The organism is Streptomyces sp. NPDC088732 (genome assembly GCF_044751205.1).
Taxonomy (GTDB): Bacteria; Actinomycetota; Actinomycetes; order Streptomycetales; family Streptomycetaceae; genus Actinacidiphila.
The window spans coordinates 102,910-124,692 of the sequence record NZ_JBIVLI010000004.1 but is presented as its reverse complement, the minus strand read 5'-3'; the positions used below and the strand labels follow the sequence as shown (position 1 = coordinate 124,692).

The window sequence follows — 21,783 nt, the reverse complement described above, 5'->3', positions numbered from 1 at the left end:
GTCCGTCACATTCACGCGGGACCAAAGGCCCGCGCCGCGGGACGCCGGGATGCCCCCGTTCAGTGCTTGGCGGGCAGGAAACCGACCCTTTCGTACGCGTTCGCCAGGGTCTCGGCGGCCACGGCGCGGGCCTTCTCGGCGCCCTTGGCCAGCACGGAGTCCAGGCTCTCCGGGTCGCCGAGGTACTCCTGCGTGCGCTCGCGGAACGGGGTGACCCACTCCACGAAGACGTCCGCCAGCTCGGTCTTCAGCGCGCCGTAGCCCTTGCCCTCGAACCGCTGCTCCAGTTCGGGGATCGCGGTCCCGGTGAGGGTGGAGTAGATGGTCAGCAGGTTGCTGATGCCCGGCTTCCCCTGCTCGTCGAAACGGATCACGGTGTCGGTGTCGGTGACCGCGCTCCTGATCTTCTTCGCCGAGGACTTCGGTTCGTCCAGGAGGTTGATGAGGCCCTTCGGGGACGCCGCCGACTTGCTCATCTTCGCCTGCGGGTCCTGCAGGTCGTAGATCTTCGCCGTCTCCTTGACGATGTACGGGGCCGGGATGGTGAAGGTGTCGCCGAAGCGGCCGTTGAAGCGCTCGGCGAGGTCCCGGGTGAGCTCGATGTGCTGGCGCTGGTCCTCGCCGACGGGGACGGCGTTCGCCTGGTACAGCAGGATGTCCGCGACCTGGAGGATCGGGTACGTGAACAGGCCCACGGTCGAGCGGTCGGCGCCCTGCTTGGCGGACTTGTCCTTGAACTGCGTCATGCGCGACGCCTCGCCGAAGCCGGTGAGGCAGTTGAACACCCAGCCGAGCTGCGCGTGTTCGGGGACGTGGCTCTGGACGAAGAGCGTGCAGCGCTCCGGGTCGAGCCCGGCGGCGAGCAGCTGGGCGGCGGCCAGCCGGGTGTTGGCGCGCAGCTCCGCCGGGTCCTGCGGCACGGTGATCGCGTGCAGGTCGACGACCATGTAGAAGGCGTCGTGCGTTTCCTGCAGGGCCACCCACTGGCGGACCGCGCCCAGGTAGTTGCCCAGGTGGAACGAGCCTGCGGTGGGCTGGATGCCGGAGAGCACACGGGGACGTTCGAGAGCCATGCCTCTCATTCTCTCAGGTCCCCGGCGATTGTCCGCCCTCAACGGGAACCGGGCGGGAGGGAGCGGTGTAGAAGGGGTGACGGGGTCGCGCGGGGGCGGCCGGGGAGCGAAAGGGGGCCGCCACGGAGGGGGAGGCGGCGGTGATCGCACGCGTACGCGCCGGGGACCGTGAGGCGTACGCGGAGCTGGTGCGCGTCCACGCGGACGTCGCCCATCGCACGGCGGTGCTGCTCGGGGCCGGTGCCGACGCGGAGGACGTGGTGCAGAACTCGTTCGTCAAGGCCTACCGGGCCCTCGGCGGCTCCCGGGAGGACGCCGCCTTCCGGCCGTGGCTGCTGCGCATCGTCGCCAACGAGGCGCGGAACGCGGCACGCGCCGCCCGCCGGCTGCGCTCGGCCGTCGAGCGCAACGCCGTGCTGGAGGCCGTGCCCGGGCCGGACCAGGACCCGCAGACCCTGGCGGTCACCCGGGAACGCCATGCCGCGCTGCTGGCCGCGGTCGGAGGGCTGAGCGAGCCGCACCGGCTGGTGGTCACCTGCCGCTATCTGCTCGACCTGGACGAGGAGGAGACGGCGGCGGTGCTGGGCTGGCCGCGCGGCACCGTCAAGTCCCGGCTGCACCGCGCCCTGGCGAAGCTGCGGACCGGGCTCGGCGAACCGCTGCTGGCCGCGGGGGACGGGGGGCTGCGATGACCGACCGGCTCCCGGAGGAACTGCGCGAGGCGGGGCGGCGGCTGGACATCCCGGCGCCGTCGCCGGACTCCGTGGCCGAGCAGGTGCTGGCCCGGCTGCTCGCCGAGGCGGTGCCCGGTGAGGGACGGGTGCGGCGCGCCCGGTTCAGGATCGCGGCGCGGTGGCGGGCCCTGGTGGCGTTGCTCTGCGGGGTGCTGGTCGTGCTGGTGCTCACCCCGCCGGTCCGGGCCGCGGTCTCGGACTGGTTCGGCTTCGGCGGCGTCGCCGTGCGCCACGACCCCTCGGCGACACCGGGCGCGGGGAGCCCGCCGCCGGTGCGCGGACACGCGCCGCTGGACGGGGCGTTCGTCCCGGCGGCGCTGGGCGGGCCGGACGGGGTCGCGGTCACCGACGGCGGGCGGGTGCTGTCGATGAGCTGGCGGCGCGACGGCCGCACGATCCGGCTCGACCAGTTCCGGGCCTCGATCGACGTGGTCTTCCTCAAGACGACCGGCTCCGCGGCCGAATGGGTGGAGGTCGACGGCGCATTCGCCGTGTGGTTCGCCGAACCGCACTACGTCCGGCTCGTCGATCCCGAGGGACGGACGCGCAGCGAACCGCCCAGGGCGGCCGGGCCCACCCTGCTCTGGCAGCGCGGCGAGGTGACGCTGCGTCTGGAGGGCGTCCCCGACCGGGCACGCGCGCTGGCGATCGCGGAGTCGGCCCGGCCCCAGGAATCCCCCCGCCCGCCCGCCTGACCTGCCGGTGGTCCTTCCGCCGGGCCCGGCAACACCGCGGGGCCGGCGCCCCCTTGGGGTGCCGGCCTTCCGCCCGCCCGCAGGACCAGCGGGGCCGCAATGATCTCGGCATCGAGGCGGTGGAGGCCCAGGAGCGGGAACCCGGTCGGTCCGGGCGGTGTATCAGGGGCAGGACCGAGCGAGAGGGGGACCACCGCATGGGGATCAGAAGGTTCGTCACCTGGGCGGGTGTCACGGCCGCGGCACTCGCCGCCGTGCTCACCGGCGCGGGACCGGCCGCGGCCGGAGGGCCGACCAGCGTGATGCTGGTCGCGCCGGGCAGCGGCACGGCCGCGGCGATCTACACGTCGTCCCCGGACTACGCGGCGCTGGACGCGTCCATCGGGCCGGTGGCCGAGGCCGCCGATCCGCCGTCGCCGTCGGATGCGGGGGCCGCCGGGCAGCGCCGAGTCACCGTCACCTGGCTGATCCACGACGTCTCCGTGTGGCGCGTGGACTTCGTCTACCCGGACGCCGCCGGAGGCCCGTGGGTGCACAGCCGCCAGGTGGGGGACGCGGGCCTGCCGGAGCAGGGGGCCTGGCACCGGGCCGCCCAGCCGAAGGTCCTCAGCGCACTGCTGGACCGCATGGGGCTCATGGGCCCGGACAAGGGCCTCGGCGTCAGCGCCCCCGACTACCCGCTCGGCCTCGGCGACGACCCCGCCACGGCCGCCGCCTCGGCACCTCCGGCGGCCACCGCCGCGAGCGGCGGCGACGGCGGCAGCAGCGACTGGTGGTGGTCCTTCCCCGGGCTGGGCGCCGGCCTCGCCCTCGGCTGCGCCGGCACCCTGCTCGCCTCACGCCTCATATCCCGCCGCACGCCCCGCGAGCCGGGCCCCCGGCAGGAACTGGCCGACGTGTGAGACCCCGGCCCGCTCTGGGGCGTGTTTCGAAAGTAGCGCCGGCCGCCCGGAGGGCGGGTCCCGCGGGGTCTGGTGCGGTGCATCGCAAGGCGGAGAGTCGTCCTCGTAGTGGGCTACTCGGACGATTCGACAACGTAGCGAGGTGCCGTGCCTGGGGGCACCTCCCAGCGAAGCTGGGGGAGCGTCGCGGGACAGGCGGGACTTTCGAAACACGCCCTAGCCGAGGTCGATGCCCGGGTAGAGCGGGAAGCCGGCCAGCAGGTCGGCGGCGCGCTGCGCGATCTCGTCGGCGACCTTCGCGTCCAGCACGTGCTGCGCCTTGGACGGCTTGCCGGCCGAGGTGACCCCGGCCTCCGTCGTGGTCAGCACGCGGTCGATGAGGCCCGCGATCTCGTCCATCTCGCCCGTGCCGAGGCCGCGGGTGGTCAGGGCCGGGGTGCCGATGCGGATGCCGGAGGTGTACCAGGCCCCGTTCGGGTCCTGCGGGATGGAGTTCCGGTTGGTGACGATGCCGGACTCCAGCAGGGCCGCCTCGGCCTGGCGCCCCGTGAGGCCGTAGGAGGACTCGACGTCGATGAGCACCAGGTGGTTGTCCGTGCCGCCGGTGACCAGGGTCGTGCCGCGCCGCAGCAGCCCCTCGGCCAGCGCCTTGGAGTTGTCGACGATGCGCTGCGCATAGCCGTGGAAGTCGGTGTGGCGGGCCTCGGCCAGGGCGACCGCCTTGGCCGCCATGACGTGCGGCAACGGGCCGCCGAGCACCATCGGGCAGCCGCGGTCGACCTGTTCGGCCAGCGAGGAGTCGCACAGCACCATGCCGCCGCGCGGGCCGCGCAGCGACTTGTGCGTGGTGGTGGTGACAATCTGCGCGTGCGGCACGGGGTCGAAGTCCCCGGTGAGGACCTTGCCGGCGACCAGGCCCGCGAAGTGCGCCATGTCGACCAGCAAGGTGGCGCCGACCTCGTCGGCGATCTCCCGCATGATGCGGAAGTTCACCAGCCGGGGGTAGGCCGAGTAGCCCGCGACGATGATCAGCGGGCGGAACTCGCGCGCCGTCCTGCGCAGCGACTCATAGTCGAGCAGGCCCGTCTCCGGGTCGGTGCCGTAGCTGCGCTGGTCGAACATCTTCCCGGAGATGTTGGGCCGGAAGCCGTGGGTGAGGTGACCGCCCGCGTCCAGGGACATGCCGAGCATGCGCTGGTCGCCGAGCTCGTGGCGCAGCCGCGCCCAGTCCGCCTCGGACAGCTCGTTGACCTGGCGCACCCCGGCGCGCTCCAGCGCCGGCGCCTCCACCCGGGCGGCCAGCACGGCCCAGAAGGCGACCAGGTTGGCGTCGATGCCGGAGTGCGGCTGCACATAGGCGTGCTCGGCGCCGAAGACCGCCCGCGCGTGCTCGGCGGCGACGGCCTCGACGGTGTCGACGTTGCGGCACCCGGCGTAGAAGCGGCGCCCGACGGTGCCCTCGGCGTACTTGTCGCTGAACCAGTTGCCCATGGCCAGCAGCACCGCCGGGGAGGCGTAGTTCTCGCTGGCGATGAGCTTGAGCGAGGCCCTCTGGTCCTCGATCTCCTGGCCGATCGCGTCGGCGACGCGCGGCTCGACCCCCCTGATCACGTCAAGGGCACTGCGGAAGGCGGTGGACTCGGTGGGACCACTGGACATGCGGACCTCCTGCGCGGCACGGCATACCGGATGGCCCAGGCGCACGGCACACAGTTCACGGGCCGCTCCCCGATGGTCCGTCCCATCCCAGCGCGCCAGTCACGGCCCACGGCCAGCCTAGCAACGCGAGGTCGGGACGTCGCCGCAATGTTTCTTCACATCCCGGGCGAGCGACGATAGGAACAATGGGAAGGAGCCCCACCGGGCTCCAGCGCCCCATCTCCCGACGTACCACGAACGGAGCACTCACGTGTCGACCGCCGCCGAGCACATCGCCGCCGCAGAAGCGCACAGCGCGCACAACTACCACCCGCTCCCCGTCGTCGTCGCCTCCGCGGACGGCGCCTGGGTGACGGACGTCGAGGGCCGCCGGTACCTCGACATGCTCGCCGGCTACTCGGCGCTCAACTTCGGCCACCGCAACGCCCGCCTGATCGACGCGGCCAAGGCGCAGCTGGACCGGGTCACGCTCACCTCGCGGGCGTTCCACCACGACCGCTTCGCCCGGTTCTGCACGGAACTCGCGGAGCTGTGCGGCATGGAGATGGTGCTGCCGATGAACACCGGCGCGGAGGCCGTGGAGACCGCGGTCAAGACGGCCCGCAAGTGGGGCTACCGGGTCAAGGGCGTGCCGGACGGCCAGGCGAAGATCATCGTGGCCGCGGACAACTTCCACGGCCGCACGACCACCGTCATCAGCTTCTCCACCGACCCCGAGGCCCGCGCCGACTTCGGCCCGTACACACCGGGCTTCGAGGTCGTGCCGTACGGCGACCTCGCGGCGCTGGAGGCGGCGATCGACGCGAACACGGTGGCCGTGCTGATGGAACCCATCCAGGGCGAGGCCGGGGTGCTGGTGCCGCCGGCGGGCTACTGGGCCGGGGTGCGGCGGCTGACCTCCGAGCACGGGGTGCTGTTCATCGCCGACGAGATCCAGTCGGGCCTGGGCCGTACGGGCAGGACGTTCGCCTCGGAGCACGAAGGCGTCGTCCCGGACATGTACGTGCTGGGCAAGGCCCTGGGCGGCGGCGTCGTCCCCGTCTCGGCGGTCGTGTCCTCCGCGGAGGTGCTCGGGGTGTACCGCCCGGGTGAGCACGGCTCGACCTTCGGCGGCAACCCGCTCGCGTGCGCCGTGGCCCTGGAGGTCCTCGCGATGCTCCGCACGGGTGAGTACCAGCAGCGGGCCACCGAACTCGGCGACCATCTGCACCACGAGCTGTCCCTGCTGACCGGCAGCGGCACGGTCACGGCGGTCCGCGGCCGCGGCCTGTGGGCAGGGGTCGACATCGCCCCAGGCCACGGCAGCGGCCGCGAGGTCTCCGAGCGGCTGCTGGGCCGGGGTGTCCTGGTCAAGGACACCCACGGCGCCACGATCCGGCTGGCCCCGCCGCTGGTGATCTCCAAGGAGGACCTGGACTGGGGCCTGGACCAGCTGCGGGAGGTGCTGTCCGCCTGAGAGCCGGCCCCCAGGGTCAGATCCCCTCGGGGCGGGGCGCCGGGGACATCCGCGTGGTGATGCCGATGCGGTTCCAGGCGTTGATGGTGATGCACATGGCGATCAGACGGGGCAGCTCGTCCTCGTCGAAGACCCGGGCGGCCTCGTCGTAGACGTCGTCCGGGACACCGTGCTCGCCGAGGCGGGTCACCGCCTCGGCGAGGGCCAGGGCGGCCCGCTCGCGCGCGGTGAAGAAGGGGGTCTCCCGCCACACGGTGAGGCCGTGCAGCTTCTGCTCGGTCAGGCCCAGCTTGCGGGCGTCCGCGATGTGCTGGTCGACGCAGTAGGCGCAGCCGTTGACCTGGGAGGCACGTGCCTTGACCAGCTCGACGACCACCGGGTCCAGGCCGTTGGCAGCCGCGGTGTCGAGGGCGATCATCGCCTTGTAGAAGTCGGGGGCGGCCTTGGCCAGCGCGATGCGGGGGGCGGGGGCGGGAACGGGCTCGTCCGGGCCGTGGCCGGAAGTGCTGCCCGCGGGAGCGGTGATCGTCGTCATGCCACCCAACCTATCGACGCGGTGGCCCTGCTCCGTGGTCCACTTGAAAGGTGAACGATTGGGCCACTTCCGGAGTCGATCTCCATCTCGACCTCGTCGGGGGCGCCGGCGCGCGGGCCGGGCTGGAGCGGGCGCTGCGTGAGGCCGTCCGCGTCGGCCGGCTCGCCCCCGGCACCCGGCTGCCGTCCTCGCGCGCGCTGGCCAAGGATCTCGGCCTCGCCCGCAACACCGTCGCCGAGGCGTACGGGCAGCTCGTCGCCGAGGGCTGGCTGATCGCCCGCCAGGGCTCGGGCACCCGCGTCGCCGACGGCCGGCCCCCGTCCGCACGCCGCGGCCAGGCCGCCGTCCCCCGCGGCACGGACCGGGGCACCCGCGGCGGCCCCCTCACCGTGACGCCCGGGATCCTGCCCGACCCGGACCGGTTCGCCTACGACCTGCGCCCCGGCTCCCCCGACCTCTCGTCCTTCCCGCGCGCCGCGTGGAGCGCGGCGGCCCGCCGGGCACTGGCGGCGGCGCCGCACGAGGCCTTCGGCTACACCGACCCGCGCGGCCGGCCCGAGCTGCGCGAGGCGCTCGCGGCCTATCTCGGGCGGGTGCGCGGGGTCCGCACGAGGCCCGAACTCCTCACGGTGTGCTCGGGGTTCGTGCAGGCCGTCGGAGTGCTCGGCCGCGCGCTGCGGGCCGGCGGGGCGCGCCGCGTCGCCGTCGAGGCGCCCGGCTACGCGCACACCGTGGAGATCCTGCGCAGGGCGCGGCTGACGACCGTCCCGCTGCCGGTGGACGACAACGGCGCCCAGATCGGCGCCCTCGGCAGCGACGTGGACGCCGCGCTGCTCACCCCCGCCCACCAGTTCCCGACCGGCAGCCCGCTGTCCCCGGAGCGGCGCACGGCGGCGGTGGCCTGGGCCCGCGCCACCGGCGCGGTGGTCGTCGAGGACGACTACGACGGGGAGTTCCGCTACGACCGCCAGCCGGTCGGCGCCCTCCAGGGCCTCGCCCCCGAGCACGTCGTCTACGCCGGAACCGCCAGCAAGAGCCTCGCGCCCGGGCTGCGGCTGGCCTGGCTGGCACTGCCGCCCGCCCTCGTCGAACCGGTCCTGGACGAGAAGCGGATGGCCGACCACCACTCCCCCGTCCTGGACCAGTTGACGCTGGCCGAACTGATCGTCTCCGGCGCGTACGACCGCCATGTGCGGCGGATGCGGCTGCACTACCGGCGGCGGCGCGACCGGCTCGTCGCGGCGCTGGCCGAGCACGCCCCCGCCGTCCGGGTGTCCGGCATCGCCGCCGGACTGCACGCGGTGCTCCGGCTGCCGCCCGGCACACCGGCCGCGCAGGTCGTCGCCGAGGCGGCCGCCCGGGGCCTGGGACTGCAGAGCCTGGACGAGTTCGGCGGCCGGGACACCGAGGATCTCGTCGTCGGCTACGGCACCCCGCCCGAGCACGCCTTCGCCGGCGCGCTCGACGCGCTGTGCGCGCTGCTGGCCGCGCGGACCTAGCGGCTGGGAACGCCAACGGCCCGCCGCCGGCCCCCTCTTCGGGGACCGGCGGCGGGCCGCCGGACGCGCGTCAGATCAGGCCGAGGCCGCGGACCGCGTCGCGCTCCTCCTCGAGCTCCTTGACGGAGGCGTCGATGCGGGCGCGGGAGAACTCGTTGATGTCCAGGCCCTGGACGATCTCGAACCTGCCGTCCTTCGCGGTGACCGGGAACGAGGAGATCAGGCCCTCCGGCACACCGTAGGAGCCGTCGGAGACGACACCCGCGGAGGTCCAGTCGCCCTCGGCGGTGCCGTTGGTCCAGGTGAAGACGTGGTCGATCGCGGCGTTGGCGGCCGACGCGGCGGAGGACGCGCCCCGCGCCTCGATGATGGCCGCACCGCGCTTGGCGACGGTCGGGATGAACTCCTCCGCCAGCCACTTCTCGTCGTTGACGGTCTCGGCGGCGTTCTTGCCGGCGACCTCGGCGTGGAAGACGTCGGGGTACTGGGTGGCGGAGTGGTTGCCCCAGATGGTGAGGCGGCGGATCTCGCTCACCGGCACGCCGGTCTTCTTCGACAGCTGCGACATCGCGCGGTTGTGGTCCAGGCGGGTCATCGCGGTGAAGCGGTCGGCCGGGACGTCCGGGGCGGAGGACTGCGCGATGAGCGCGTTGGTGTTGGCCGGGTTGCCGACGACCAGGACGCGGATGTCGTCCGCGGCGTGGGCGTTGATGGCCTTGCCCTGCGGGCCGAAGATGCCGCCGTTGGCCTCCAGCAGGTCGCCGCGCTCCATTCCGGCGGTGCGCGGGCGGGCGCCGACCAGCAGCGCGACGTTGGCGCCGGCGAAGGCGACGTTCGGGTCGTCGCTGATGTCGATGCCCTGGAGCAGCGGGAACGCGCAGTCGTCGAGCTCCATCGCGGTGCCCTCGGCGGCCTTGAGCGCCGGGGTGATCTCCAGCAGGCGCAGCTTCACCGGGACATCGGGGCCGAGCAGGTGGCCCGACGCGATGCGGAACAGCAGCGCGTAGCCGATCTGTCCGGCCGCTCCGGTTACGGTGACGTTGACGGGAGTGCGAGTCATTGCCTTCTCCTGGCCTTCTGCTGCTGGATCCCATGCCGCCCCGGCAGCGTCCCTTGCTCCCGGAACGGGGATCTCTCGGCGTCAAGAGACCCACGCCAGGCTATACCCGTGCCGTCCCGGCGGCTGCCACACCGGGTGTGGCCCCGGTCACCGCCCGCCCGGCCCCAGGGACGGGGAGGCGACCTGCGGCGCCGCGCACCCGTGGAGACCCGAGGCGAGCGTGGCGCAGGAGAGGACGGCGGTGGGAGCGGTGGCGGCGAGCATCGGGGTGTACGCGGCGGCCGTCCCGCCGATGCGGGTGCGCTGGACCTGACCGCCGGCCCCCGCGGGGCCGACGGTGAGGGTGTCGCCGGGCGCGGCGGCGGACATCCGCGCCCAGGCGGCGGCGCAGACCTCGCTGTACCTCGTCTCGACCAGGGCGCCGCCGATCCAGGCCGAGGCCGTCGTCCGCGCGTGCGCCCCGCCGCACCCCATGCCCTCGGGGTCCTCGCCGGTGCAGGTGGCTCCGGTGCACTTGACCCCGGAGGGGAGCGCGGCCGCGTGGGCCGTGCGGGAGGAGTGCGGTGCCCGTGGCTGCCCCGCGCGGTCGGTGCCGCCGCCCCCGCCTGCGAGCACAGTCGCGACGACGACCGCCAGCACCACGGCCACCGCGCCCGCGGCGAACAGCACCAGGGCGCGCCGGGACCGGCGCGGGGCCGGACCGGTGCCCGGCGCGGGCCCGAACTCGCCGAGCGCGGCGCGTGCTTCGGCGACCCGTCCGGCCTCCATCGTGACGTCGTGCCGGTTCTCGGCGCGGCTCCAGGCCCGTTCGGCGACCTCCCACAGGGTGACGAGGTGCCGCGGGTCGGCGCCCGTCGCCTGGGCGAGCGCGACGACGGCGTACCGGGGCGGCAGAAGCCGGGCGGACAGATACCGCTCCCAGGAGCTTCTGCTGTACCCGGTGGCGTCGGCGAGCGCGGCGGCGCTCAGGCCGCCGCGGTCGACCTGCCGTCGCAACTGCTCGGTGAACTCCCGGACGCGCGGGTCGAGATCGTCCGCCAGCGGTCGCCAACGGGTCATGGTGCGCTCTCCCTGCTCGTCCTGCCGTCGTGCTGTCGTGCCGTCGTGCTTGCCGTGCTTGCCGTGCTTGCCGTGCTGGCGTACGAGGGGGTGCCGTCACCCGATGCAGATGCCGAGGACGATCAGCCCCAGGCACAGTCCGTGGCCCGGGGTCGGGCTCGGTGCCGCGGGGGTGGGCGTGGGGGTCGGGGCGGGCGGGGCCGTGGTGGCGGGCGGTTGCGTGGTGGCGCCGCTGCCCGGCGCTGTCGTGCCGTGGCCACCGGAGGAACCCGTGCCCCCCGGGGAACCCGTGCCGCCGGAGGACCCCGAACCGCCGGAGCCGCCGGTCGCGGGGGCGTGGCTGCCCTCAGTGTGCTCGCTCATGTCGTCGACCGGCGCCGCGGGCGTCCCGCCGTCCGGGGTGACCGCGCCGGCCCCGGTGCGCGGGGCGGCGGGCCGGACCGGCGATTGCGTCGGCACCGAGGAGGCCTTACCCGGCCGGGCGACCGGGGACCCGGGAGAGGTGGCGGACGGCGCCCCGCCGCCCGCGGCGGCCCCCCGGGGATGCGCCGACAGCGGCGCCTGAGCCCGCATACTCCCGTCGGTGGCGATCCCGGCGACGAGCAGCAGCCCGAACGCCCCGGCCAGCATCCCGAAACCCACCAGCAGCGCCCTGCGCCGCCGCCGGGCCGCGTGCCGGGGCATGCCCTCGACCGGGGCCAGCGGATCGAGCGGATCGGAGTACCGGAAGCCGGTCATCGTGTCGGTCACCCCGCGGTCGGCCAACTCCCACAGGGCGATCAGCCGTTGGTAGTCCGCGCCGCTCAACTGGCCCAGCACCTCGACCGCGTCGCGCGGCGGCACCCGGACACCGTTGAGGAACTGCTCCCACGCCTCGGTGCTCTGCGCCGTGCGCGCGGCCAGCGCCGGCACGCTCAGCCCGCTGCGGTCCTTCATCCGGCGCAGGTGCACGGCCAGCCGGCGCGCGGCGGCGTCAAGTGTCTCGGGCAATGGTTCCCATCGCGCCACCACGCACCCCCCGGTTCCGTCGGTCAACCCACGGTAGCGACGCACATACGCTCGACGCTCGAAATCCGGAGAATCCTCATCCTCTTCGCGGGGTCACGAGTCCCGTCTCGTATGCCAGTACGACCGCCTGCGCCCGGCTGCCCAGCCCCAACTTGGCCATGGTGCGGTTCAGATGGGTCTTCACGGTCGCCTCGCTGATGAACAGCCCCTCGGCGATCTCCGCGTTGGACAGCCCCTTGGCGATCAGCCGCAGCACCTCCACCTCGCGCGCGGTCAGCGCCCCGAGTTCGGCGGGGGGCGGCCGGCCCGGGTCCTGGGCGGGACGGACCGGCGCGTACGCCTCGATCAGCCGCCGGGTGACGCTCGGCGCGAAGAGGGTGTCGCCCCCGGCGACCGCGTGGACGGCGGCGATCAGCCGTTCCGGGCCCGCGTCCTTGAGCAGGAAGCCGGAGGCCCCGGCGCGCAGCGCGGTGTACACGTACTCGTCGAGGTCGAAGGTGGTGAGGATGAGGACCCGCGGCGCCCGCTCGCCGGCCGCGGCCAGGATGCGCTCGGTCGCGGTGACCCCGCTGATGCCGGGCATGCGGATGTCCATGAGGATCACCTCGGGCGCGGTCTCGGCGGCCCGCTCCACGGCCTCCTCGCCGTCGCCGGCCTCGCCGACCACCTCGATACCGGGGGCCGCGCGCAGCAGCCCGACCAGTCCGGCCCTGATCAGGAACTGGTCGTCGACGACGAGCACCGTGGTCATACGTCCAATGAGTCCCCTCGCCGCGCGGCCCCGCGCGCCGATGTGGGAAGCGTGAGGCGCACCTCGAAGCCATCGCCGAGCGGGCCGATGTCCACCGTCCCACCGTAGAGCCTGGCGCGCTCGCGCATGCCGATCAAGCCGTGACCGGCTCCCTGGGGGATTGTGGCCGGATCGGAACGACCGGGCGCCTCGCCCGGCCCGGCACCTGCGCCGTCGTCGGTGACCGCGACCCGCAACCGGTGGGGCTCGTACGCCACCAGCACGCGCGCCCGCGCGTGCGGGGCGTGCTTGAGGACGTTGGTCAGCGCCTCCTGCACCACCCGGTAGGCGCACAGCCCCACGCCGGGCGCGACCGGGCGCGGCGTGCCCTCGATGCGCAGTTCCACCGCGAGCCCGGCGGCGCGCACCCGCTCGATCATCTCCCCCATGCGGGTCACCGAGGGCATCGGGTCGTAGGAGGGCGCGCCGCCCTCGGGCTCCCCCGGTCCCGCGCGCAGCACCTTGAGCATGCGGCGCATCTCCTGAAGCGCCTCGCGCGTGGTGTCGGAGATGGTGTCCAGGGCCTTGCGCGCGCTCTCCGGCTCGCTGGCGAAGACGTACGAGGCCATGCCCGCCTGCACCGATATCACCGACATGTGGTGGGCAACGACGTCGTGCAACTCCCGGGCGATCCGGGCCTGTTCCTCCGCGACCGCCAGCTTGGCGGCGTCCTGCCGCTCCGAGCGCAGCCGCTCGGTGACCTCCCCGAGCCGGTCCGCGCGCTGCGCCGAGACTCGCGCGGAGTGCCCGAACCAGCACATGACCAGCGGGAACACCACCGCCTGCGCGACCACCGTGGCCATCGAACTCTGCGCGGCCGTCAGCCCCGCGTACACCCACACCCCGCCGGTCAGCGCCGCACAGCCCAGCGCGACGCGCACCGGGCGCACGGTGGCCACGCCGTACAGCGCCATCAGGGGGGCGAGGCTGTTGACGACCGGCCAGTAGCCCGCCGCCACGAAGACCGCCCACGCCGCGCAGACGAAGACGGCCACACCCACCGGGAAGCGGCGCCGGGCGGCGACGGGCAGGTTGACCAGCGCGGTGAGCGCGTAACCCGCGGCGTCCAGCCGCTGCCAGTCCGGCGGTGGCCGTTCGTGTCCCAGCAGCATGCTGGCCGCCGTGAAAGCCACCGCCAGCGCCACGTCCGCCAGCACCTTGTTCCGCACGCGCGAAGCGTAGACCGGCCACCGGGCACCCGCGTCAGCCCGTCGCCGTACCGCGAAAGTTGTACACCGGCCGAAAACCTCCACCCAGAACGGGACGCCCCGGCGGGCGGGCTGCCCGTAGCGTCGTGGCCGGGGAGCCAGAGGGGGGCGCCCTACGCGACGGTGTCCCGTCCTCCGACGGGGGGAGGACGGGACGCCAAGTGCTGTCGCGGGCCGGTACGCCCCGTGCGCTCAGCGCACGGAGAAGCGGACGACGTCCTCCAGGAACGGGATCTCCAGCACCGGATGCGGCTGCGCCATCAGCGCCAGCAGCACGATCACGGCACCCAGCACCCCGTAGGTGATCACGTCGGTGAAGCGGCTGCGCACCGCCAGCATGCCGACCGAGGGCAGCGCCCAGCGCATCAGCGCGCCCGCGAGCAGCGCCGCGCCGATCAGCACCATGCCCGACCGCACCGTGTCCGCGGCGATCAGCACGAGCCCGAGGGCCACCGCACCGCCGACCCCGAGAATCGGCCACTGACGGGCCGGCGCGGGCGCGTCGCCCGCCGCGGCCCGGCCGCCGCCCTCGGGCCGGGCCGTGCCCTCCGTGACGGCCTGGAAGCGGCGGCCGAGACCTGCCTGGTCCTGCTGCGGGGCCGGCTCGGCGGTCTTCGCGGCGGGAGTGGCCACCGGGGTGCCCTCGTCGCCGGTACCGGCGCTGTCGGTGCCGGTGTCGGTGCCGGTGCCGGTGCCGGTGCCGGCGGTGTTGCCCTGGCGGGGGCCGTCGGTCATGAGAAGCGGCCCTCCGCGGCCTCGACCACGTTCGCCAGCAGCATCGCGCGGGTCATCGGGCCGACACCGCCCGGGTTCGGCGAGATCCAGCCGGCGACCTCGGCCACGCCCGGGTGGACGTCGCCGACGATCTTGCCGTTCTCGTCCCGGCTCACACCGACGTCGAGCACCGCGGCGCCCGGCCGCACGTCCTCCGGCTTGACCAGGTGCGGCACACCCGCGGCGGCGACGACGACATCGGCCTGGCGCAACTGCGCGGCCAGGTCCCGGGTACCGGTGTGGCAGAGGGTGACCGTCGCGTTCTCGGACTTGCGGGTCAGCAGCAGGCCGATGGAGCGGCCCACGGTGACCCCGCGCCCGACCACGGCCACATGCGCGCCGTTGATCTCCACGCCGTGCCGCCGCAGCAGTTCGACGATGCCGTTCGGCGTGCACGGCAGCGGGCCGCGCTCGTTGAGCACCAGACGGCCCAGGTTGGTGGGGTGCAGTCCGTCCGCGTCCTTGGCGGGGTCCATCAGGCCGAGGACGCGGTTGGTGTCGATGCCCTTGGGCAGCGGGAGCTGCACGATGTAACCCGTGCACTGCGGGTCCTCGTTGAGCTCGCGCACGACCGCCTCGATGTCCTCCTGCGTTGCCGTCCCCGGCAGTTCGCGCTGGATGGACGCGATGCCGACCTCGGCGCAGTCGCGGTGCTTGCCCGCGACGTACCAGCGGCTGCCCGGGTCGTCGCCGACCAGCAGGGTGCCGAGCCCCGGCGTGACCCCGCGGGCCTTGAGCGCCTGGACGCGTACGGAGAGTTCTGACTTGATCGCGGCAGCAGTGGCCTTGCCATCGAGAATCTGGGCGGTCATACCTCCATCTTCTCAGGTCTCCCACCTGATGCTGGACAGCGGATGACACCGCCCAGGACGATGTGGGCCGTCCCCACTCGTATCAGCGCGAAAGAAGTCACCGTGAGCTACCCGCCCGGTCCCGGAAACCCGTACGGCCAGCCGCCCGTTCCGCCGCAGCAGCCGCAGCCTCAGCCGCCCTACGGGTACCCGCAGCAGCAGCCCCCGGGCCAGCCCGGTTACGGCTACCCCCAGCAGCCGCCGTCCCCGTACGGCAGCGTCCCGCAGCAGGCCCAGGGACCGTACGGCTACGGCGCCTACGGCCAGCCGGCGGGGCCGGTGCCCGGCATGCCGCCGTTCGCGAGCTGGGGCGCGCGGGTCGGTGCCACGCTGATCGACTTCCTGATCGTGGGACTCGTTCCGATGATCCTGGTCGGCATCGGCTACGGGCAGTTCATCTCCGTGGTCGTGGACGCGGTCAAGGCCTGCGACGCCAGCGGCGCCGCCACGTGCGACTCCCCGCAGATGCCGGGCGGCGCCCTCGCCCTGATCGGGCTCGGCGTGCTGCTGTCCTTCGTCGGCAGCCTCTTCCTCTGCTACCGCGAGGGCAGGACGGGCCAGACGCCCGGCAAGAAGGCCCTCGGCATCAGCGTGCTGCGCGAGGCCGACGGCCGTCCGCTGGGCTTCGGCATGGCCTTCGTGCGCCGCCTGTGCCACGGACTCGACGGCGCCGCCTGCTACATCGGCTACCTGTGGCCGCTGTGGGACGACAAGAAGCAGACGTTCGCCGACAAGATCCTCAACTCGGTGGTCGTCAAGACCCAGGCACCTCGGTGACCTTCGGCAGCACCAGCACCAGCAAGGCCCCGTCCGCGCGAAGGAATCCGAAGTGAGCCATCCGCCCGGCCCCGGCAATCCCTACAGCGGACCGCCCACGCCGCCGCAGCAGCAGCCGTGGGGCCGGCCCTCCTACGGCTTCCCCCAGCAACCGCACCAGCAGTGGGGCCCGCCGCAGCCGCCGTACGGCTACCTCGGGCCGCCGGGCGGTCCGCAGACGATGCCGTCGTCGGCGAGGACGGCGCGGGCGATGCTCTACGTACTGGCCGGCCTGTGGGTCCTCAGCGGCCTGCTGGTCCTGCTGATCGGCGTCGTCCTGGCGAACATCGAGGACGACACCGGCCTGGCCGCGAAGTACGGCGGCCTGCTGTGGGTCGGCGGGGTGCTCGCCCTGGCGCTGGCCCTGCTGGCGACCGGTGTGGCGGCGAAGTACCGGACGGGCGGCAGCGGCGTGCGCACGGGGTCCGTCGTGCTGGGCGCGCTGAGCGCGCTCGGCTGCCTGGCGAGTCTGGTCACGGGCGCGTTCCTGGCGGTCGTCCCGCTGGTGCCGAGCATCGTGCTGATCGTCTCCGCCGCGAAGGCGGAGACGGCTGCGTGGTTCAGGCGGCCGCAGTACTGAGCCCCCCGAGTCCCGCGAGCGCCGAAGGCCCCCGCTGCTGCGGGGGCCTTCGGACGTCAGGGCGCGGGTTCCGCCTCAGTGGAAGAAGTGCCGCGTCCCGGTGAGGTACATGGTCACGCCCGCCTGGCGCGCCGCCTCGACGACGGCCTCGTCGCGCACCGAACCGCCCGGCTGCACCACGGCCTTGACGCCCGCGCCGGTCAGCACCTCCAGGCCGTCCGGGAACGGGAAGAAGGCGTCGGACGCCGCGTAGGAGCCGGCCGCGCGCTCCTCGCCGGCCCGCTGGACGGCGAGCCGGGCGGAGTCGACACGGTTGACCTGGCCCATGCCGACGCCGACCGTCGCGCCGTCCTTGGCCAGCAGGATGGCGTTGGACTTCACGGCGCGGCAGGCCCGCCACGCGAAGGCGAGGTCGGCCAGCTCCTCCTCCGCCAGCGGCTCGCCGGTCGCCAGCGTCCAGGTCGCCGGGTCGTCACCGGTGGCCTGGAGGCGGTCCTTCTCCTGCAGCAGCAGGCCGCCCTCGACCGGGCGGAACTCCGTCACCGCGACGGGCGCCTCGGGGCAGCGCAGCACCCGGATGTTCTTCTTGCGGGCGAGGACCTCGACCGCGCCCTCCTCGAAGTCCGGCGCCACGATGACCTCGGTGAAGATCTCCGCGACCTGCTCGGCCATGGCCACGGTCACCGGCCGGTTCACGGCGATGACGCCGCCGAACGCCGACAGCGGGTCGCAGGCGTGCGCCTTGCGGTGCGCCTCGGCGACGTCGTCGCCGACCGCGATACCGCACGGGTTGGCGTGCTTGATGATCGCGACACAGGGCTCGTCGTGGTCGTACGCCGCCCGGCGCGCGGCCTCGGTGTCCACGTAGTTGTTGTACGACATCTCCTTGCCGTGCAGCTGCTCGGCGTTGGCGAGTCCGGGGCCGCCGTCGGTGTAGAGAGCCGCGGCCTGGTGCGGGTTCTCGCCGTAGCGCAGCACGTTCTTGCGCTCGTAGGTGGCGCCGAAGAAGTCCGGGAAGGGGCTGTCGTCGGCCGGCGCGTAGGACTCGGCGAACCAGCCCGCGACCGCGACGTCGTACGCGGCGGTGTGCTGGAAGGCCTCGGCGGCAAGGCGCTTGCGGGTGGGCAGGTCGAACCCGCCCCCGCGGACGGCGGCCAGCACGTCCGCGTACCGCTCGGGGCTGGTCACGACCGCCACGGACGGGTGGTTCTTGGCGGCGGCACGCACCATCGACGGGCCGCCGATGTCGATCTGCTCGACGCACTCGTCGTCCGAGGCGCCGGACGCGACGGTCTCGCGGAAGGGGTAGAGATTGACCACGACCAGGTCGAAGGGCTCGACGCCCAGCTCCTCCAGCTGCCGGCGGTGGTCCTCCAGCCGCAGGTCGGCGAGGATGCCCGCGTGCACCTTCGGGTGCAGGGTCTTCACCCGGCCGTCCAGGCACTCGGGGAAGCCGGTCAGCTCCTCCACCTTCGTCACCGGCACCCCGGCGGCGGCGATCCGCCCGGCCGTCGAGCCGGTGGAGACCAGCTGGACGCCCGCCTCGTGCAGGCCGCGGGCCAGCTCCTCCAGACCGGTCTTGTCGTAGACGCTGACCAGCGCGCGCCGGATCTCCCGCTTGGTACTCACGGCAACAGAACCTTTCGTCCCTCAATGCGATACCCGTCGCGGGACAACCGCCCCACGACGTCGACGAGCAGCCTTCGCTCGACTTCCTTGATGCGCTCGTGGAGAGCTTCCTCCGTGTCGTCCTCCCGCACCTCGACCACGCCCTGGGCGATGATCGGGCCGGTGTCGACGCCGTCGTCGACGAAGTGGACGGTGCAGCCGGTGACCTTCGCGCCGTACGCGAGGGCGTCGCGCACCCCGTGCGCGCCCGGGAAACTCGGCAGCAGCGCCGGATGGGTGTTGACGACGCGGCCGCCGAACCGGGCCAGGAACTCCTTGCCCACGATCTTCATGAAGCCGGCCGAGACGACCAGGTCGGGCTCGTACGCCGCGACCTCCGCGGCCAGCGCCGCGTCCCAGGCCTCCCGGTCGCCGTGGTCCTTCACCCGGCACACGAACGTCGGCACCCCGGCGCGCTCCGCGCGCTCCAGTCCCGCGATGCCGGAGCGGTCCGCGCCCACGGCGACGACGTGGGCCCCCGCGTCCAGCAGCGCCTGGAGGTTCGTGCCCGAACCGGAGACGAGCACGACGAGTCGGGCGGGGCGGGAAAGGGGCGGGAAGACTGCGGCCACTGCGGGTCAACTCTCGGGTCCGGCGCTTTGGAGGATCGTACGACTCGAAGATCCCCCCGATTACGGGGAACCCTACGAGCCCGTCGACCGTCAGCAACGATACCGGCACACCCGACCGCCCCCCACGGGACGGGGGAGCGCCCGGACGGTAGCGTCTGGGGGAGAGAACGGCGTAGCGACGCGTCCGACAACTCGAGGAGTCGACGGCAAGGGGATGACCCAGGCAACCATGAGCAGTGGCCGCGGCCATGAGCAGGACAATCCGTTCGCTCCGCCGCCGGAGAACGCTCCCGACCAGCCGTGGCAGCCGCGCAGGCCGCAGCAGCCCTCGGACGAGCAGGACTCCGACCAGCGGCCCACGCCACCCCCGCCGCCCTCTTGGGGCAGCCAGTGGAGCGACCGGCAGCCGGGGCGCGGCGGCGGTCTCGGCGACCGCCCCGGCGGAGACGGCGGCTACGGCGGCGGGCGCCCGAACGGGCCGCGGTTCGACCCGACCGACCCGGCGCAGCGGCGCGCCCGCTACGCCCTGCTGTCCGGCATGTGGGGGCTGTTCTTCGCCCTGCTGCTGGGCTGGACGTACCTCGCCCTGCTGCTCGGCGGACTCGCCCTCTACTGGGGCGTCAACGCGCTCCGCATGAAGCCCGAGGAACGCGCCAAGGCCCGCGCCGAGGCCGCCGCCCTGCTGGCCGACGGCCCCGCGCAGCCCCCGCCCCCGCCGGCCGACCCCAACGCCAAGCCCCAGCGCCCCGCGGCCATCGGCGGCATCGTCATGGGCGCCCTCGCGGTCGGCCTCGTCGGCGGCCTGCTCAGCAGCGAGTTCGCCTACCGCGACTACTACTCCTGCGTCGGCGACGCCCTCACCCAGTCGGCCCGCGACTCCTGCGCCCGCGACATGCCGGCCCCACCCGTCTGGCTGCGCAAGGCCTGACACCCACCCCCGCCCGCCGGGCCCGCGCCGTCCACGACGCCGCGGGCCCGGCGTTCGCGCGGGTCAGGTCAGACGGGGTCCGTGGCCGCGGACTGCTTGCGGCTGCCGCCCGCGCCGGCCTCCGCGTCGGGCCCGGTCTCGTCGCCGGGAGCGTCGTCGTCCTCGTCGGCCCGCGACTCATACCCCCGCGACTGCCGGCCCCACCGGTCCGGCAGCACAAATCCTGACACCCACCCCGCCCGCCCGGTCCACACCGCCCCCGACGCCGCAGACCCGGCGATCGCGACACTCAGACCGGATCCGTGGCCGCGGACCGCTTCCCGCCGTCGCCCGCGCCGGCCTCCGCGTCGGACCCGGCCTTGTCGTCGTCGGCGGCGTCGTCGTCCTCGTCGGGGTCTGCCACCGCTTCACCGTCCCAGTCGTCGGCGTCCTCGGCGTCCGCGTCCTCGAACCAGTCCTCGGCGCCCTCGGCGTCCGCGTCCTCGAACCAGTCCTCGGCGCCCTCGGCGTCCGCGTCCTCGGCCCAGTCTTCGTAGGCGTAGGCGTCCTCGTAGGCCGCACGGGCCGCGCGGAAGCGGCGGAGCCAGCGCACCACGAGGGCGGTGGGGACGCCGATGACGACGGTCCAGCCGGCGGCCGCGGCCGCGGCGAGCCAGCGTGACGGGCCGAAGTCGGCGAGCGCACCCGAGCCGAGGGGGCCCGCGGCGAGCTCCGTGAGCAGGCCGAGGGCCACGCCGCAGGCCGTACCGCCGAGCGCCGCGCGGGCCGCCGTGCGGCCCAGGCCCGCGGAGGCTTCCCGATCGACCGCGAACCAGCCCGTGGCCACCCCCGCGACGGCGGGCACCAGCAGCGCGAGCCAGGTCAGCACCGTGCCCGGGCCGGCCTGCGGCAGCGTGGCCAGGAGCGGGAAGTCGGGCAGTACGGGATCGCCGACCGCGCCGGCCGGCCGGACGACCGCCTCCGTACCCAGGGCGAACCCCGGCCCGAGGGCGTAGGCCGCACCCCACACCGCCGCGTTCGGGATCAGCGCGACCGACAGGGCGAGCACGGCCAGCCGCCCGGACAGCGCCTCGCTGAGCCGGCTGAACGATGCCCCGGTGGCGCCGGGATGCAGGACCAGCGCGACCGCCGTGAGGACCGCGCCGCCGGCCAGCAGCACCGCCACTCCGGCCGCCGCCGAACGCGTCACCGGCCCGATCTCCCCTGCCGGCACCCGGTCCGTCACCCGGTGGAACGCCGCCGGAAGGGGGATGTGCGGCCTCCCCCGTTCGGCCCACGCGCCGGCCGCCGCCGCCAGGGCGGCGACGAGGGGGACGTGCAGCCCGGCACTGAGGGCATCGCTCCGCACCGGTCCGTACGAGGTGAAGATGGCCGCGCCCGCGGCCACCGCGACATATCCGCCGATCAGCCAGGCCACGGCGGACGCCGCCGCCCGGTCGGTGGACGCGGGGGCGGCGGCGTCGGCACCGGCCCGGTACAGCAGCCAGACGGGGAAGACCGCCAGAAGGAGCGGCGTGACCCCGACGGGCGCGGGGACGCCGGAGACCGTCTCCACCCGCACCAGGTCCGTGCCGTGCGCCAGCAGCCAGCAGTCGGCGGCGATGTGCAGGGCCCCGTACAGCCCGCTGTCGGGGAACGGGGAGATGATCCAGAGGAACAGCACCAGCACGGCGAAGCCGCCGAGTCCCAGTCCGGCGGCGAGCACGCCGCCGGTGAAGGCGGGCACGGACTCCGCGGTGAGCAGGGCCTCGTGCGCGGCCCGGACACGGCGGAAGACGAGTCTCACAGCGCGGGCGGCGGTCACGGCACCCCATGCTGCCAAGAAGACCCCTTTTACCGTCGCAGCATGCGAATGTCCGTCGTGTCGCAGAACATGGCGGTATGCGTATCTTCACACGATCCGAGTGGTCGATCGC

Annotated in this window: 22 protein-coding genes and 1 riboswitch; of the genes, 8 read left to right on the top strand and 14 right to left on the bottom strand. The window is 74.1% G+C overall.

Annotation, left to right across the window (positions count from 1 at the left end; all coding sequences use genetic code 11):
• Positions 1–59: 59 nt before the first annotated feature.
• On the bottom strand, positions 60–1,073 hold the full coding sequence (gene trpS / locus ACIP9H_RS08435; RefSeq protein ID WP_360902195.1) for a tryptophan--tRNA ligase: 1,014 nt from the start codon (positions 1,071–1,073) through the stop codon (positions 60–62).
• Between the two features lie 140 nt (positions 1,074–1,213).
• Here trpS and ACIP9H_RS08430 point away from each other — a divergent pair, with 140 nt between their 5' ends.
• The 3 genes from ACIP9H_RS08430 (at position 1,214) to ACIP9H_RS08420 (ending at position 3,404) form a co-directional block, all read left to right on the top strand.
• Positions 1,214–1,765, top strand: coding sequence for an RNA polymerase sigma factor (locus ACIP9H_RS08430; protein ID WP_401958287.1), 552 nt, complete (start codon positions 1,214–1,216; stop codon positions 1,763–1,765).
• Positions 1,762–2,502, top strand: coding sequence for a hypothetical protein (locus tag ACIP9H_RS08425; RefSeq protein ID WP_401581074.1), 741 nt, complete (start codon positions 1,762–1,764; stop codon positions 2,500–2,502). The genes ACIP9H_RS08430 and ACIP9H_RS08425 overlap by 4 nt, the downstream gene beginning before the upstream one ends.
• A 197-nt stretch (positions 2,503–2,699) precedes the next feature.
• Positions 2,700–3,404, top strand: a complete 705-nt coding sequence (locus ACIP9H_RS08420) for a hypothetical protein (RefSeq protein ID WP_401581075.1) — start codon at positions 2,700–2,702, stop codon at positions 3,402–3,404.
• A 216-nt stretch (positions 3,405–3,620) separates the two neighbouring features.
• Here ACIP9H_RS08420 and ACIP9H_RS08415 read toward each other — a convergent pair whose 3' ends face one another.
• Positions 3,621–5,063, bottom strand: coding sequence for a glycine hydroxymethyltransferase (locus tag ACIP9H_RS08415; protein WP_401594952.1), 1,443 nt, complete (start codon positions 5,061–5,063; stop codon positions 3,621–3,623).
• A 26-nt stretch (positions 5,064–5,089) separates the two neighbouring features.
• Positions 5,090–5,176: riboswitch (ZMP/ZTP riboswitch) on the bottom strand.
• Between the two features lie 137 nt (positions 5,177–5,313).
• On the opposite strand from ACIP9H_RS08415, the gene rocD reads away from it, so the two are divergent.
• Positions 5,314–6,519 (top strand): ornithine--oxo-acid transaminase, encoded by a 1,206-nt coding sequence (gene rocD, locus ACIP9H_RS08410; protein WP_360902210.1) that lies wholly within the window; start codon positions 5,314–5,316, stop codon positions 6,517–6,519.
• A gap of 16 nt (positions 6,520–6,535) precedes the next feature.
• Here the strand turns inward: rocD and ACIP9H_RS08405 are convergent, their stop codons facing one another.
• On the bottom strand, positions 6,536–7,054 hold the full coding sequence (locus tag ACIP9H_RS08405) for a carboxymuconolactone decarboxylase family protein (protein WP_401594955.1): 519 nt from the start codon (positions 7,052–7,054) through the stop codon (positions 6,536–6,538).
• A 50-nt stretch (positions 7,055–7,104) separates the two neighbouring features.
• Here ACIP9H_RS08405 and ACIP9H_RS08400 point away from each other — a divergent pair, with 50 nt between their 5' ends.
• Positions 7,105–8,553, top strand: coding sequence for a PLP-dependent aminotransferase family protein (locus ACIP9H_RS08400; protein ID WP_401594957.1), 1,449 nt, complete (start codon positions 7,105–7,107; stop codon positions 8,551–8,553).
• 70 nt (positions 8,554–8,623) lie between these two features.
• Here the strand turns inward: ACIP9H_RS08400 and ACIP9H_RS08395 are convergent, their stop codons facing one another.
• The 7 genes from ACIP9H_RS08395 to ACIP9H_RS08365 form a co-directional block, all read right to left on the bottom strand.
• Positions 8,624–9,613, bottom strand: coding sequence for a malate dehydrogenase (locus tag ACIP9H_RS08395; RefSeq protein WP_401594960.1), 990 nt, complete (start codon positions 9,611–9,613; stop codon positions 8,624–8,626).
• Positions 9,614–9,760: 147 nt separating this feature from the next.
• The gene (locus ACIP9H_RS08390) at positions 9,761–10,672 is read right to left on the bottom strand and encodes a DUF2690 domain-containing protein (RefSeq protein ID WP_401958281.1); all 912 of its coding nucleotides are present in this window, start codon (positions 10,670–10,672) and stop codon (positions 9,761–9,763) included.
• Between the two features lie 96 nt (positions 10,673–10,768).
• Positions 10,769–11,662: a helix-turn-helix domain-containing protein gene (locus ACIP9H_RS08385; RefSeq protein WP_401958278.1), complete on the bottom strand. Its 894-nt coding sequence runs from the start codon at positions 11,660–11,662 to the stop codon at positions 10,769–10,771.
• Between the two features lie 94 nt (positions 11,663–11,756).
• Positions 11,757–12,431 carry a response regulator transcription factor gene (locus ACIP9H_RS08380; protein WP_360902228.1) on the bottom strand — a complete coding sequence of 225 codons (675 nt, stop codon included), beginning with the start codon at positions 12,429–12,431 and terminating at the stop codon, positions 11,757–11,759.
• Positions 12,428–13,639 carry a sensor histidine kinase gene (locus tag ACIP9H_RS08375; protein ID WP_401594969.1) on the bottom strand — a complete coding sequence of 404 codons (1,212 nt, stop codon included), beginning with the start codon at positions 13,637–13,639 and terminating at the stop codon, positions 12,428–12,430. The genes ACIP9H_RS08380 and ACIP9H_RS08375 overlap by 4 nt, the downstream gene beginning before the upstream one ends.
• 231 nt (positions 13,640–13,870) lie before the next feature.
• Positions 13,871–14,413, bottom strand: a complete 543-nt coding sequence (locus ACIP9H_RS08370) for a DUF3017 domain-containing protein (protein ID WP_401594971.1) — start codon at positions 14,411–14,413, stop codon at positions 13,871–13,873.
• Positions 14,410–15,264 (bottom strand): bifunctional methylenetetrahydrofolate dehydrogenase/methenyltetrahydrofolate cyclohydrolase, encoded by an 855-nt coding sequence (locus ACIP9H_RS08365; protein ID WP_360902237.1) that lies wholly within the window; start codon positions 15,262–15,264, stop codon positions 14,410–14,412. The genes ACIP9H_RS08370 and ACIP9H_RS08365 overlap by 4 nt, the downstream gene beginning before the upstream one ends.
• Before the next feature lie 102 nt (positions 15,265–15,366).
• Between ACIP9H_RS08365 and ACIP9H_RS08360 the strand changes: the two genes are divergently transcribed.
• Together ACIP9H_RS08360 and ACIP9H_RS08355 are read left to right on the top strand one after the other, a co-directional pair.
• Positions 15,367–16,080, top strand: a complete 714-nt coding sequence (locus ACIP9H_RS08360; RefSeq protein ID WP_401594974.1) for an RDD family protein — start codon at positions 15,367–15,369, stop codon at positions 16,078–16,080.
• 52 nt (positions 16,081–16,132) lie between these two features.
• Positions 16,133–16,699 (top strand): hypothetical protein, encoded by a 567-nt coding sequence (locus ACIP9H_RS08355; RefSeq protein ID WP_401958273.1) that lies wholly within the window; start codon positions 16,133–16,135, stop codon positions 16,697–16,699.
• A gap of 75 nt (positions 16,700–16,774) precedes the next feature.
• Here the strand turns inward: ACIP9H_RS08355 and purH are convergent, their stop codons facing one another.
• Both purH and purN read right to left on the bottom strand, forming a co-directional pair.
• Complete coding sequence (gene purH, locus ACIP9H_RS08350) at positions 16,775–18,328, bottom strand: bifunctional phosphoribosylaminoimidazolecarboxamide formyltransferase/IMP cyclohydrolase (protein WP_401594979.1); 1,554 nt, start codon at positions 18,326–18,328, stop codon at positions 16,775–16,777.
• Positions 18,325–18,939: a phosphoribosylglycinamide formyltransferase gene (gene purN, locus ACIP9H_RS08345; RefSeq protein ID WP_401594981.1), complete on the bottom strand. Its 615-nt coding sequence runs from the start codon at positions 18,937–18,939 to the stop codon at positions 18,325–18,327. Before purN ends, purH begins: the two co-directional genes overlap by 4 nt.
• A 214-nt stretch (positions 18,940–19,153) precedes the next feature.
• Between purN and ACIP9H_RS08340 the strand changes: the two genes are divergently transcribed.
• Positions 19,154–19,867: a hypothetical protein gene (locus tag ACIP9H_RS08340; RefSeq protein WP_401594983.1), complete on the top strand. Its 714-nt coding sequence runs from the start codon at positions 19,154–19,156 to the stop codon at positions 19,865–19,867.
• Between the two features lie 68 nt (positions 19,868–19,935).
• Here ACIP9H_RS08340 and ACIP9H_RS08335 read toward each other — a convergent pair whose 3' ends face one another.
• Both ACIP9H_RS08335 and ACIP9H_RS08330 read right to left on the bottom strand, forming a co-directional pair.
• Complete coding sequence (locus ACIP9H_RS08335; RefSeq protein ID WP_401958270.1) at positions 19,936–20,097, bottom strand: hypothetical protein; 162 nt, start codon at positions 20,095–20,097, stop codon at positions 19,936–19,938.
• Positions 20,098–20,156: 59 nt separating this feature from the next.
• A complete protein-coding gene (locus ACIP9H_RS08330; RefSeq protein WP_401958268.1) occupies positions 20,157–21,689 on the bottom strand; it encodes a DUF6350 family protein in 1,533 nt (510 codons plus the stop codon).
• Positions 21,690–21,783 lie beyond the last annotated feature (94 nt).

Coding starts and splice junctions, on each gene's coding strand:
- trpS (WP_360902195.1), bottom strand. CDS start 1,073: ATGGCTCTCGAACGTCCCCGTGTGCTCTCCGGCATCCAGCCCACCGCA.
- ACIP9H_RS08425 (WP_401581074.1), top strand. CDS start 1,762: ATGACCGACCGGCTCCCGGAGGAACTGCGCGAGGCGGGGCGGCGGCTG.
- ACIP9H_RS08420 (WP_401581075.1), top strand. CDS start 2,700: ATGGGGATCAGAAGGTTCGTCACCTGGGCGGGTGTCACGGCCGCGGCA.
- ACIP9H_RS08415 (WP_401594952.1), bottom strand. CDS start 5,063: ATGTCCAGTGGTCCCACCGAGTCCACCGCCTTCCGCAGTGCCCTTGAC.
- ACIP9H_RS08405 (WP_401594955.1), bottom strand. CDS start 7,054: ATGACGACGATCACCGCTCCCGCGGGCAGCACTTCCGGCCACGGCCCG.
- ACIP9H_RS08395 (WP_401594960.1), bottom strand. CDS start 9,613: ATGACTCGCACTCCCGTCAACGTCACCGTAACCGGAGCGGCCGGACAG.
- ACIP9H_RS08390 (WP_401958281.1), bottom strand. CDS start 10,672: ATGACCCGTTGGCGACCGCTGGCGGACGATCTCGACCCGCGCGTCCGG.
- ACIP9H_RS08380 (WP_360902228.1), bottom strand. CDS start 12,431: ATGACCACGGTGCTCGTCGTCGACGACCAGTTCCTGATCAGGGCCGGA.
- ACIP9H_RS08370 (WP_401594971.1), bottom strand. CDS start 14,413: ATGACCGACGGCCCCCGCCAGGGCAACACCGCCGGCACCGGCACCGGC.
- ACIP9H_RS08365 (WP_360902237.1), bottom strand. CDS start 15,264: ATGACCGCCCAGATTCTCGATGGCAAGGCCACTGCTGCCGCGATCAAG.
- ACIP9H_RS08340 (WP_401594983.1), top strand. CDS start 19,154: ATGACCCAGGCAACCATGAGCAGTGGCCGCGGCCATGAGCAGGACAAT.